We start from the raw sequence: 11,683 nt of genomic DNA, 5'->3' as shown, positions 1-11,683 counted from the left end.
ACGGCCATCCTCACGCCTGGCTGCTTGACATGGGCTGGCCGGGCGTGATTCCTCTAATAAGGTGAAACCTGAACGCCCGGCACATTACCGGGCGTTCAGTTTATGGATTTGCCCGTGGCCGCTTCACTAATGCGGCCGTTTGCTCCACCCTAGCGGCCCCTCTCCCCCGGTCCGCCCACAGACCTTTCCTGACATGCCCAAGCACCTGCTCATCGTCGAATCGCCGGCCAAGGCCAAGACGATCAACAAATACCTCGGCAAGGACTACACGGTCCTGGCCTCGTATGGGCACGTGCGCGACCTGATCCCGAAGGAAGGCGCGGTCGACCCGGACAATGGGTTCGCCATGCACTACGACGTGATCGACAAGAACGAAAAGCATGTCGATGCGATTGCCAAGGCCGCCAAGAGCGCCGACGACATCCTGCTGGCGACCGACCCGGATCGCGAGGGTGAGGCGATCAGCTGGCACATCGCCGAGATCCTGAAGGAACGCGGGCTGGTCAAGGACAAGCCGATGCAGCGCGTGGTGTTCACCGAGATCACCCCGCGCGCCATCAAGGAAGCGATCAGCCAGCCGCGCGCGATCGCCAGCGACCTGGTCGATGCCCAGCAGGCGCGCCGCGCGCTGGACTACCTGGTCGGCTTCAACCTGTCGCCGGTGCTGTGGCGCAAGGTCCAGCGCGGCCTGTCCGCCGGCCGCGTGCAGAGCCCGGCGCTGCGCATGATCGTCGAGCGCGAGGAAGAGATCGAAGCCTTCATCGCCCGCGAATACTGGTCGATCGCCGCCGAGTGCGCACACCCGTCGCAACACTTCAACGCCAAGCTGATCAAGCTGGACGGGCAGAAGTTCGAGCAGTTCACCATCACCGACGGCGACACCGCTGAAGCGGCGCGCATGCGCATCCAGCAGGCCGCGCAGGGCTCGCTGCATGTCACCGATGTGGCCAGCAAGGAGCGCAAGCGCCGCCCGGCGCCGCCGTTCACCACCTCCACCCTGCAGCAGGAAGCCTCGCGCAAGCTTGGTTTCACCACCCGCAAGACCATGCAGGTGGCGCAGAAGCTGTATGAAGGCGTGGCGATTGGCGACGAAGGCACCGTCGGCCTGATTTCTTACATGCGTACCGACTCGGTGAACCTGTCGCAGGACGCGCTGGCCGAAATCCGCGACGTGATCGCCCGCGACTACGGCATCGCCTCGCTGCCGGACCAGCCGAACACCTACCAGACCAAGTCCAAGAACGCCCAGGAGGCGCACGAAGCGGTGCGCCCGACCTCGGCCCTGCGCACTCCGTCCCAGGTGGCGCGCTTCCTGACCGACGACGAGCGCCGCCTGTACGAGCTGATCTGGAAGCGTGCGGTGGCCTGCCAGATGATCCCGGCCACGCTCAACACCGTCAGCGTCGACCTCTCTGCCGGCAGCGAGCACGTGTTCCGTGCCAGCGGCACCACCGTGGTGGTGCCCGGCTTCCTGGCCGTGTACGAAGAAGGCAAGGACAACAAGAGCGCCGAGGACGAGGACGAAGGCCGCAAGCTGCCGGCGATGAAGCCCGGCGACCGCGTGCCGCTGGAACGCATCCAGGCCGAACAGCATTTCACCCAGCCGCCGCCGCGCTACACCGAAGCGGCGCTGGTGAAGGCGCTGGAAGAGTACGGCATCGGCCGTCCCTCGACCTACGCTTCGATCATCCAGACCCTGCTGTTCCGCAAGTACGTGGAAATGGAAGGCCGCAGCTTCCGCCCGTCCGACGTCGGCCGTGCAGTGTCCAAGTTCCTGTCCAGCCACTTCACCCGGTACGTGGACTACGACTTCACCGCCAAGCTCGAAGATGAGCTCGATGCCGTCTCGCGTGGCGAAGAAGAGTGGATCCCGCTGATGGCCCGTTTCTGGGAGCCGTTCAAGGAGCTGGTGGAAGACAAGAAGGAATCGGTCGACCGTGCCGAGGCCAGTGGCGCGCGCGAGCTCGGCACCGACCCGAAGACCGGCAAGCCGGTCAGCGTGCGCCTGGGTCGCTTCGGGCCGTACGCCGCCATCGGCAGCACCGCCGAGGATGCCGAGGAGAAGCCCAAATTCGCCTCGCTGCGCCCCGGCCAGTCGATGCACACCATCTCCCTGGAAGACGCGCTGGAACTGTTCCTGATGCCGCGCGCGCTGGGTGAGGACAAGGGCGAGCCGGTCAGCGTCGGCATCGGCCGCTTCGGCCCGTTTGCCAAGCGCGGCAGCACCTATGCCTCGCTGAAGAAGGAAGACGACCCGTACACCATCGACCTGGCCCGCGCCGTGTTCCTGATCGAAGAGAAGGAAGAGATCGCGCGCAACCGGATCATCAAGGAATTCGAAGGCAGCGACATCCAGGTGCTGAACGGCCGCTTCGGCCCGTACATCAGCGACGGCAAGATGAACGGCAAGATCCCCAAGGACCGCGAGCCGGCATCGCTGACCCTGGCCGAAGTGCAGCAGCTGATGGAAGAAACCGGCAAGCCGGTGCGCAAGGGCTTTGGCGCCAAGAAGGCCACCGCGAAGAAGGCCCCGGCCAAGAAAGCAGCGGTGAAGAAGGAAGCCGCGCCGAAGAAGGCCGCTGCAAAGAAAGCGCCTGCCAAGAAGGCCCCGGCCAAGAAAGCAGTAAAGAAGGCCGCCGCCAAGAAGGCCCCGGCGAAGAAGGCCGCTGCAAAGAAGTAGATCCACGCCATGCGTGGATGAGGGCCAAGGTGTGCGGACCAACGGTCCGCACCTACCGTCCGCGCCGACCACCCCTTCTGCACGCAGCAGGGGGATAATGGAGGCCCACGCCGGGCCGGTCGCCGCCATGAAAGAACTCACCCTGGACTCTGCTGTCGCCACGCTCCGCGCGGGCGGCGTGATCGCCTACCCGACCGAAGCGGTCTGGGGCCTGGGCTGTGATCCCTCGCACGAAGCTGCGGTGCACATGGTGCTGCGGCTGAAGCAGCGCCCGATCGAGAAAGGCATGATCCTGGTCGCGGCCGAGCTGGCGCAGCTGGAAGGCTGGGTGCGCCTGCAGGCGCTGCCCGACGCCCGCCAGCGCGCGGTACTGGCCAGCTGGCCCGGCGCCAACACCTGGATCCTGCCCGCCGGCCCGCGCGCGCAGCCCTGGGTCACCGGCGAGCACAGCGGCATCGCGGTGCGCATCAGCGCGCACCCGCTGGTGGCCGAACTCTGCCGCGCCTGGGGCGGCCCGCTGGTCTCCACCAGCGCCAACCTGGCCGGCGAACCGCCGGCCCGCAGCCGCGAAGAACTGGACCCACGCCTGCTGCGCCTGCTCGACGGCATCCTCGATGGACAGACCGGCGGCCTGGCCCAGCCCACCCCGATCCGCGACGCGCTCAGCGGCAACGTACTGCGTTCCTGAGCCGGCGATTGCGCTGCTGCGGACAATCACGCACCCTGCCGCCATGACCCTGCTGCGCGCCACCCTCAGCCTGTGCCTGCTGCTGCCGTGGACGGCGCCCGCCGCCGACGACGTGCGGGTGTACCGCTGCGTTGCCAGCAACGGCGCCGTTGCCCTGCAGGACACGCCCTGCAACAGCGGCCGCCAGCAGGTTCGCGACCTGCAGCGCCCGCGCGATCCCGCTCCACGGGTGGTGCGCAGTGATGCCACGCCTCCGCCGCCCAGCGAAACCCCGGTCATCCGCGAGCGCGAAGTCCGCCACGTCTACATCCAGCCGCCGCAGCCGATGTACGAATGCGTGAGCGAGGATGGCCGCCGCTATACCAGCGACAACAACGAAGGCAATCCGCGCTGGGTGCCGCTGTGGACCAGTGTCTGGCTGCCACACGGGCATCGGGGCCCGGCCTACCCGGGTCCGCGCCCCGCCATCGGCACGCCGATCGGCGAAGGCGCGGGTTATCGCCCTCCCTCGATCGGCATGGGCGTGCAGGTTCCGGCCGGCAGCGTGCTGGTCCGCGACAGCTGCCATGCGTTGCCGCCGCAGGAAGTCTGCGCGCGACTGAGTGACCGCCGCTGGGAGCTGGATCGCCGTTACAACAGCGCGCTGCAGAGTGAACGCACCGCCATCAGCAACGAACAGCGCGGCATCGATGCGCGCCTGTCGCGCGATTGCGAACGCTGAGCGCAGCACGCCGTCGCAGCCTGTACGCTGTGCGCATGAACCGAGTGATCTGGCTGCTTCTGGTGCTGCTACCCGGAAGCGCGTTGGCCGAAGAGGGCGTGATCTACCGCTGTACCTCCAGCAGTAGTGACGTCCCTACCCTCCAGCGCACGCCGTGCCCCACCGGCAGCAAGCAGCAGGTGCTGCGCATACCCGACCCGGCCAACTCGCAGCCGGCCGCCGCTGCACCTGTGGCGGCCGAACCTGCACCCGCCCCCGTCGAAATTCCCGCGCCGGTGCCGGCCGGAGCGGCCGTTGCCCCTGCGGCCCCAGCGAAACCACGACGCGCGGATGAAGGACGCACGATCATGGAAGCAGGCATGGTCGAACACGAAGGAGACGACCAGATCCTCGACAGCGCGACGCTGCGCCGCGATGCCGAGGCCCGCGCCGCCGCAGGTGACGGTCCACCGAAGCCGCCGCTTCCTCCGATCTTCCGGTGCACCGACAGCCAGGGCGGCGGCTACCTGTACGAGTACGAGGCCGCGCCCGGCCGCTGCGAGCTGATGACGGTACAGGGCCTTGGCGGAGTGACGCCGGTGAATGCCGCCAGCTGTGAAGTGGTACGCGACCACTGCGAAGCGCTTCCCGAAGCGCAGCGCTGCGGTGGTTGGCAGCAGCGCTTCCGCGATGCCCGCGGCCGTGAGCGCTTCGCCGCGCCGGAGAACCGCGATACCGCGCGCGGAGAACGCGAGCGGCTGCAGGGCGTGCTGGAAGCCAGCAACTGCCCGGTACCGGGGTGACAGCGGCGGCATGGCCGCACCAGCCCAAGGGGTGGATCTGTTGTAGAGCCGAGCCATGCTCGGCTGCCGTTGGCGGAATGCAACCGAGCATGGGCTCGGCTCTACAGCAGAGCGATCAGAACCCGTAGCGCAGGAACCCACCATCCACCGCAATGCACTCGCCGGTGACATAGCTGGCCGCCGGCAGGCACAGGAAGCCCACGGCTGCAGCCACTTCCTCCGGCTCGCCGATGCGGCGCATGGGCGTGCGGTTGATCACTTCCTCGTAGTAGTCCGGGTCCGCCAACGGCCCTGACGTGCGCCGTGTGCGGATGTACCACGGTGCCACCGCGTTGACCCGGATGCCATCCTCGGCCCACTCGACGGCCAGGTTGCGGGTCATCTGGTGCATCGCCGCCTTGGTCATGCCGTAGACCACGCCGCTGCGCACATGGGTCAGGCCGGACACGCTGCCGACGTTGACGATGGACGACGACGCGTGGCGGGCCAGCAACGGATGCGCGTAGCGCGACAGCTCGAATGCCGAGAACAGGTTGGTCTCGAAGATCTTCCGCCATTCATCCTCGGAATACTCCGTGGCCGCCTTGGTGACGTTGCCGCCGGCGTTGTTGACCAGGATGTGCAGGCCATCGCTGTGGTCCTCCACCCAGTCCAGGATCTGGCGGCGGTCCTCGTCGTCGGAGACATCGGCAGCCAGTGCATGCACCTGCATCTGCGGATACACGTCCAGCAGTTCGTCGCGCGCGGTCTCCAGCATGTCGATATCACGGCCGACGATCATCAGATCGGCGCCGAAGCCGGCCAGTTCATGCGCGATGGCAAGGCCGATGCCGGCGCTGGCGCCGGTGATCAAGGCGGTCTGGCCGTCCAGGCGCCACCGTTGCTGGGTCATGTGCTCTCCGGGGCCGCGCCCGCTGTGTTTCGATGCGGCAAGGATACGCGCTCACGGCCGCCCCCTGCCGAGGATGCGACACTGCCCGCACGCCCATCACGGAGTGCCGCCATGCGCATCCTGATCCTGTCCACGTCCCTGCTGGCCACCGTGCTGCTGTCCGCCTGCCAGCGCCCGCCCACGCCGAATCCGGAGAAGCCGCCGGAACCGCAGGCCATGGCCCGTGCGATCCAGCAGCCACTGGACCGCGCCAAGCGCGTGCAGAAAACCGTCGATGACGCCGCTGCGAGCGAGCGCAAGGCCGAGGCTGACGCCACGCAGTAACCCCGCAAACGAAAACGCCCGGCCAAGGCCGGGCGTTTCCAGTAGATCCACGCCATGCGTGGATGGCTTCCGGTCAGAACCCGCAGAAGCAGTACGCCAGCGCCTTCACCGGCGTGCCGTTGCCCTTCTCGCGGGCCGCGTTCTCGACAAAGCGCAGCTGCGTATCCACTTCCGGCATCGTGCGCGCCAGCACCATCCGCGCCATGCCCGAGTCGGACAGCATCCAGGCACCGGCACGGCTGCCGGCGAAACCGCTGACGAACTGCGCGAACGGCGTTGCCGCCTTCTCGATGTAGCGCACGCGATAGGCATCGGCCTTGCCCAGCTTGGCGCGGCTGGCGGCATCGGCCACGGCATCCTTCAGGCCACCGAAGGCATCGACCAGACCACGTTCCTTTGCCTGCGCACCGCTCCACACGCGGCCACGCGCCACTTCGTCGACGGCCTCGACCGGCTTCTTGCGGGCGTCGGCGACGCGACCGGTGAAGTCGGCGTAACCCTTGTTGATCACCGACTGGATGACCTGGCCCACAGCCGGATCCATCGGGCGGGTGACATCGAACGCACCGGCGAAACGGGTGGTGCCGACACCATCGGTGTGCACGCCGATCTTGTCCAGCGCGCGGCTGAAGTTCGGCACCATGCCGAAGATGCCGATCGAACCGGTGATGGTCGACGGATCGGCATAGATGCGATCGGCGTTCATGCTGATCCAGTAGCCACCGGAGGCGGCCAGGTCGCCCATCGACACCACCACCGGCTTGCCGGCGGCCTGCAGGGCCACCACTTCACGGCGGATCTGCTCGGAGGCGAACACTTCACCACCCGGCGAATTGACACGCAGCACCACGGACTTCACGTTCTCATCGTCACGCGCGGCACGCAGCAGCGCCGAGGTCGATTCGCCACCGATGCGGCCGGCCGGGAGATCGCCGCCGCTGATTTCACCGGCGGCCACCACCACCGCCACCTGCGGACGGTTGTCGACCGGGTTGCGGCGCGCATCGAGCTGGCCCAGGTAGGTGCCGAAGTCGACGTTGCGGAAACCACCGTCGGCATCTTCGTCGGCCACGCCACGCTCGATCATCAGATCCTCGAATTCCTCGCGGGTCTTCAGTGAGGTCACCAGCTTCTGCTGCAGGGCGAACTTGGCCAGGTCACCACCGGCAGCGGCGATGCCTTCCGGCAGCGTGTCGATGCCGGCGGCCAGCTGTGCCGGGTCCAGGCGACGCGCCTTGGCGATGTCGCCCAGGTAGCGCTGCCACACGTCGTTCATCCAGAACAGGTCGGCTTCCTTGGAGGCCGGCGAGGCGGCGTCGAGCACGTACGGCTCGGCCGCGGACTTGTACTCGCCCACCTTGAACAGGTGCACGTCCACACCCAGCTTGTCCTGCAGGCCGGTGCGGAAATACTGGCGGTAGCGGCCCAGGCCCTCGAGCACCACCGACCCCATCGGGTCCAGGTAGACCTCGTCGGCCTGTGCGGCCAGCAGGTACTGCGACTGGCCCATGCTTTCGCTGTAAGCCACCAGCTGCTTACCGGAGGCGCGCAGGTCCTGCAGTGCGGCGGCGACTTCACGCAGCGAGGCGAAGCCCGACGGCTGCAGCTTGTCCAGCTCCAGCACCACGCGTTCGATCTTCTTGTCTTCCTTGGCCGACTCGATCACCCGCAGCAGGTCGCGCAGCTGGATCTCTTCGGCACCGTTGTCGCCCACCGCCTTGGCCAGCGCACGGCTGACCGGATCAGCGCTGAACTGCTCGACCAGGCGGCCTTCCGGCGCGATCACCAGGGTGGTGCGGTCCTGCAGCGATTTGCTGGCACCGGCGCCCATGCCGGCAGCGATGACGAACATCACCAGCAGCAGGAACAGCAGGCCGAAGAACACCAGGTTGAGGATCAACCGGCGGGTGAAGTTCATGACGTCCCACAGCCCGATGAAGAAACTGGCGACGGGGTTGCGACGCGCCGGGGGCAGCGGGGGCACGGGTTGATTCATGGAACGCTCCGGATGGCTTCTTGCCGTGGTGCCAGCATAGCCAGTGCCGCGTGATGCGGCATCGGACACAAGTCAGGGGATCGCCCGCCACGGGTCATCGCGGCGGGCGGGGCGGATCAGGACAGTACGGACTGGCCGATGCGCAGGCTGCTGCGGCGCAGGCGCCAGCCCATCAGGATGGCGGCGGCGGTCAGGCCGACGATCAGGCCGATCCACATGCCCTGCGGGCCCATGCCCAGCCCCAGGCCGAGCCCGGCGCCGAGCGGCATGCCCAGGCCCCAGTACGCGAACATGGCGATGAACATAGGCACGCGGGTGTCCTTCAGGCCGCGCAGCGCGCCAGCCGACAGTACCTGGATGCCATCCGGGAACTGGAAAGTGGCCGCGTACAGCAGCAGCGTCGAGGCCAGGCCGGCCACCGCCAGGTCGTTGGTGTAGACACCGACGATGGCATCGTGGCCGAACAGCAGCACCGCCGCCGACAGCGTCTGCGTGCCCATGATGATCGCGTAGCCGGCCCACGCCGCACGGCGCACGCCGAAACCATCGCCCCGGCCGACCGCATGGCCGACCCGCACGGTGGTGGCCTCGGCCACGCCCATCGGGATCATGAAGCACAGCTGGGCGACGTTGATCGCGATCTGGTGCGCGGCCGCTTCATTGGCACCGAGGCGGCCGATCAGCAGCGCGGTGACGATGAACAGGCCGCCTTCCATCAGCACGGTGATGCCGATCGGCAGGCCGGTGCGCAGCAGCTCCCAGATCGCCTTCCAGCGCGGCCCCTCGAAATGCGAGAACAGCTGCAGGTGGGCGAAGCGCTTGGTGAACCACAGGTAGGTGGCGAAGGCGATCGCCTGCAGCCACATCATCACCGCCGAGGCGATGCCCAGGCCCTCGGCCCCCATTTCCGGGAAGCCCAGCTTGCCGTTGGCCAGCACGTAGCCCATCGGCGCCAGCACCAGCAGGCCGCCGAAGCCGAGCAGCATGGTCGGCAACGTCCAGTGCATGCCCTCGCTCAGATAGCGCATGCAGAAATACAGGGTCAGCGCCGGGCCACCCCAGCGCACCGCATGCAGGAACGCGGTCGCCCCCGGCACGATGTCCGGTGCGATGCCGAAGGCCGGCAGCAGCGGCGGCACCACGGTGAGGAAGGTGAACATGATCAGGCCCAGGCCCAGCGCCAGCCACAATGCCTGGCGGAACAGCGGGCCGATCTCCCGCTCGCGGCCAGCGCCATGCAGCTGCGACACCGAGGCGGTGAGCGAGATCAGGGTGCCGATCGGGATCAGCATCGGCAGCCACAACAGCGCCGTGCCGATGGTCACCGCGGCCAGGGTCGCGGTGGCGTGGTGGCCGGCAATGACGTTGTCGACGAAGGAGATCAGACCGGTGGACACATGCCCGAGCACAAGCGGCAGGGCGAGCAGACCGGTGGCGCCGACTTCCTTGCTGAAGCGCGGCGTGGAGGTTGCAGTAGACATAAGGTGCTTGACGCGAACTACGGTTGCGCGCGAAGGGCACAGGCACCGGGTTGCGGCCGGTCATCTTACGCGCGCCGCGCGCGCATTCCCATGACATGGCGTGAATGCTGGGTTCCGGCAGGCCCCGGCATCGCGCGTTGCGATCGCGTTACGAACAGAAAAAGGGGACGGAGGGGATTAAGTCGTTTCAAGCCCGACTGTGCCGAATACGACTTAATCCCCTCCGTCCCCTTTGTTTACTGACCCGCCTGGCGCTTGAGCCAGGTGTCGCGCTCGGCGGCCGGCACCGCGAGGAACGCGCTGCGAACCGTGTCGCGCTCCTGCGGCGGCGTGCGCTGCGCGACCAGGGTGAGCTGGGCCAGCTGCGCCGGGCTGAGCTGGCGCAGCACGGCCAGCGCGGCCTCGCGCTGTTGCGGCGGCACAAACCCGAACAGGCCGTGCAGCTTGGGGAACTCCAGCCCCAGCTGCGGGCCCAACCGCCAGCCTTCGCGGAACGCCTGGTCCTGCGCCTGGAACTGCTGGCGCAGGCGCTGCTGCTGGTCGGCTGGCAGTGCATTGAATCGCGCAGCGGCCTGACGGATCCGCTCGCGCTCGCCCTCCGGCAGGGCGCGCCAGGCCGCGTAATCGGCGCGACGCTGGCGCTGCTGCGGGGCGTCAAGCTGGGCGAACGCGGCGGGTGTCGTGCTTGTGGTGGCCGGGGCCGTAGCCGCCGGTGAACTGCCCGGCACTGGCGGCGGCAGCGGCACGTTCAAGGTCTGCGGCGCGGCGGACAGCGACAACGGCAGGGCCAGCAGCAGGCTGGCGAGCAGGATCTTATTCATCGGCGGCAGCGGTTTCCAGCGTGGCACTGGCCGGCTCGGGCCGGCTCGGCTTGGATTGTGATTCGTCCACCGGCAGCGGGCCGCCAGCAGCGGTCCACGCATACAGATCAGCATCGGCCACCAGCGGATAGTCGCGGTCGGCCAGCATGGTGGCGTCGTCCGTAGCCTGCGCAGGGGTCGCCTCCGGCGTGGCGTTGACCTTGCTTGGCGGCAGTGCTTCCACCGTGACGGGGCCCGCCTCACCGACCACGCCTTCCGGCAGCGGTGCGTCGCTGCCAGACGAATGGCCCTGCCAATAGCGCCAGCCCAGCGCGGCTGCCAACAGCACAACCACGGTCACCAGCAGGATCAATGGACCGCGCCAGCGCGGCTTTGCGTTCGAACGGCGGCGCTTGCCATTGGCAGCCGTGCGATCTTCACGCTGCGGCGCACGCCAGCCGGAGGTCGGGGCTTCATTGTTGGCCGCCGGCGCGGCCGGCTGCTGCAGCTGCTGCAGGCGTTTGGCGGGCAGGTCGCGGATGCGCAACTGCACCTGTTCGGCCAGCTGGCGCCAGGCCGAGGCATCGGGCTGGCCGTGCGCGTCACGCGGGCAGGCCTCGGCCAGCAGGTGCTGGTAGCCGGCTTCATCCTGGTCAAGCACGCGCATGGCGATACCTTCATCCAGGCTGCCGCCCACCCGCAGCAACAGCGCCAGGCGCGGCAACGGTCCCATCTCGCCCAGCGCGGCCAGCGGCGGTTCCCACTGGCCGCCCACCGGCTCGCGCAGCGCCTGGCGCTGGCCCAGCAGGGTCCAGAAGCGGGTCGGCCACTGTGCCATCGGCAGGTCACTGGCGACAGCGGCAAAGGCGCGCATCACCGCCACCAGGGTCTGCTCGGCACGCGCGGCATCGCCGCACTGCAGCTCAGCCACCACCAGGGCGCGGCGCTCGACGCCACGCAGGAACGCCGACAGCGCGCCGGCCGCGGTCGAGGAAACAGGGGCGGGCACAGCCGTCATCGGTCACTCCAAAGGTCTGGGGGAATGATAGCGGCAGGCAATCGACGCCCGTAGGACTTGCGCCCACGGATACTTCGTGCTGCAGGTTGTGCACAGCACCACGCTCCCGGCGCGGGAAACTGTGCCATCCAGCTGAATTCACTCTGTTTCAGCATTGTTTCACACTTAAACCATTGATTTTTATTGGTTTTAAAGTATGGCGATTTTTTGACCAACCCGAGCGTGAGGCCGTCGCCATCGGCCTCCTGCGCGCCCGCCGACCGGTAACGCACAACGTTATCCACAGAACATGTGGATAAGA

10 protein-coding genes are annotated in these 11,683 nt (G+C 67.9%); 5 read left to right on the top strand and 5 right to left on the bottom strand.

What is annotated here, in order from left to right; translation table 11 throughout:
- Positions 1-193 precede the first annotated feature (193 nt).
- The 4 genes from N5D20_RS09270 to N5D20_RS09255 all read left to right on the top strand — a co-directional run bounded on the left by N5D20_RS09270 (position 194) and on the right by N5D20_RS09255 (position 4,871).
- Complete coding sequence (locus N5D20_RS09270) at positions 194-2,680, top strand: DNA topoisomerase I (protein WP_197578602.1); 2,487 nt, start codon at positions 194-196, stop codon at positions 2,678-2,680.
- Between the two features lie 97 nt (positions 2,681-2,777).
- On the top strand, positions 2,778-3,368 hold the full coding sequence (locus N5D20_RS09265; RefSeq protein ID WP_080354943.1) for a Sua5/YciO/YrdC/YwlC family protein: 591 nt from the start codon (positions 2,778-2,780) through the stop codon (positions 3,366-3,368).
- A gap of 43 nt (positions 3,369-3,411) precedes the next feature.
- Positions 3,412-4,089, top strand: coding sequence for a DUF4124 domain-containing protein (locus tag N5D20_RS09260; protein WP_054172587.1), 678 nt, complete (start codon positions 3,412-3,414; stop codon positions 4,087-4,089).
- A 35-nt stretch (positions 4,090-4,124) separates the two neighbouring features.
- Positions 4,125-4,871: a hypothetical protein gene (locus N5D20_RS09255; RefSeq protein WP_197578603.1), complete on the top strand. Its 747-nt coding sequence runs from the start codon at positions 4,125-4,127 to the stop codon at positions 4,869-4,871.
- Between the two features lie 115 nt (positions 4,872-4,986).
- Here the strand turns inward: N5D20_RS09255 and N5D20_RS09250 are convergent, their stop codons facing one another.
- Positions 4,987-5,763: an SDR family oxidoreductase gene (locus N5D20_RS09250; protein WP_010481164.1), complete on the bottom strand. Its 777-nt coding sequence runs from the start codon at positions 5,761-5,763 to the stop codon at positions 4,987-4,989.
- 111 nt (positions 5,764-5,874) lie between these two features.
- Here N5D20_RS09250 and N5D20_RS09245 point away from each other — a divergent pair, with 111 nt between their 5' ends.
- Positions 5,875-6,087 (top strand): hypothetical protein, encoded by a 213-nt coding sequence (locus N5D20_RS09245; protein WP_010481162.1) that lies wholly within the window; start codon positions 5,875-5,877, stop codon positions 6,085-6,087.
- Positions 6,088-6,160: 73 nt separating this feature from the next.
- Here the strand turns inward: N5D20_RS09245 and sppA are convergent, their stop codons facing one another.
- The 4 genes from sppA to N5D20_RS09225 form a co-directional block, all read right to left on the bottom strand.
- Positions 6,161-8,083, bottom strand: a complete 1,923-nt coding sequence (sppA, locus tag N5D20_RS09240; protein WP_054172589.1) for a signal peptide peptidase SppA — start codon at positions 8,081-8,083, stop codon at positions 6,161-6,163.
- Between the two features lie 116 nt (positions 8,084-8,199).
- A complete protein-coding gene (locus N5D20_RS09235) occupies positions 8,200-9,564 on the bottom strand; it encodes an MATE family efflux transporter (protein ID WP_197578604.1) in 1,365 nt (454 codons plus the stop codon).
- Between the two features lie 236 nt (positions 9,565-9,800).
- Entirely contained in the window at positions 9,801-10,385 is a 585-nt protein-coding gene (locus N5D20_RS09230) for a DUF3106 domain-containing protein (protein WP_197578605.1), read from the bottom strand.
- The gene (locus tag N5D20_RS09225; protein WP_197578606.1) at positions 10,378-11,382 is read right to left on the bottom strand and encodes a hypothetical protein; all 1,005 of its coding nucleotides are present in this window, start codon (positions 11,380-11,382) and stop codon (positions 10,378-10,380) included. Before N5D20_RS09225 ends, N5D20_RS09230 begins: the two co-directional genes overlap by 8 nt.
- Positions 11,383-11,683: the final 301 nt, after the last annotated feature.

The organism is Stenotrophomonas sp. GD03877, from assembly GCF_029840555.1.
Lineage (GTDB): Bacteria > Pseudomonadota > Gammaproteobacteria > Xanthomonadales > Xanthomonadaceae > Stenotrophomonas > Stenotrophomonas geniculata.
Note: the sequence above shows the minus strand (reverse complement) of the source record. Positions and strands in the feature narration are given on the sequence as shown.

Bases quoted from the DNA above. Each gene is read 5' to 3' on its own strand.
- N5D20_RS09270 (WP_197578602.1), top strand. From the start codon at position 194: ATGCCCAAGCACCTGCTCATCGTCGAATCGCCGGCCAAGGCCAAGACG.
- N5D20_RS09265 (WP_080354943.1), top strand. From the start codon at position 2,778: ATGGAGGCCCACGCCGGGCCGGTCGCCGCCATGAAAGAACTCACCCTG.
- N5D20_RS09260 (WP_054172587.1), top strand. From the start codon at position 3,412: ATGACCCTGCTGCGCGCCACCCTCAGCCTGTGCCTGCTGCTGCCGTGG.
- N5D20_RS09255 (WP_197578603.1), top strand. From the start codon at position 4,125: ATGAACCGAGTGATCTGGCTGCTTCTGGTGCTGCTACCCGGAAGCGCG.
- N5D20_RS09250 (WP_010481164.1), bottom strand. From the start codon at position 5,763: ATGACCCAGCAACGGTGGCGCCTGGACGGCCAGACCGCCTTGATCACC.
- N5D20_RS09245 (WP_010481162.1), top strand. From the start codon at position 5,875: ATGCGCATCCTGATCCTGTCCACGTCCCTGCTGGCCACCGTGCTGCTG.
- sppA (WP_054172589.1), bottom strand. From the start codon at position 8,083: ATGAATCAACCCGTGCCCCCGCTGCCCCCGGCGCGTCGCAACCCCGTC.
- N5D20_RS09235 (WP_197578604.1), bottom strand. From the start codon at position 9,564: ATGTCTACTGCAACCTCCACGCCGCGCTTCAGCAAGGAAGTCGGCGCC.
- N5D20_RS09230 (WP_197578605.1), bottom strand. From the start codon at position 10,385: ATGAATAAGATCCTGCTCGCCAGCCTGCTGCTGGCCCTGCCGTTGTCG.
- N5D20_RS09225 (WP_197578606.1), bottom strand. From the start codon at position 11,382: ATGACGGCTGTGCCCGCCCCTGTTTCCTCGACCGCGGCCGGCGCGCTG.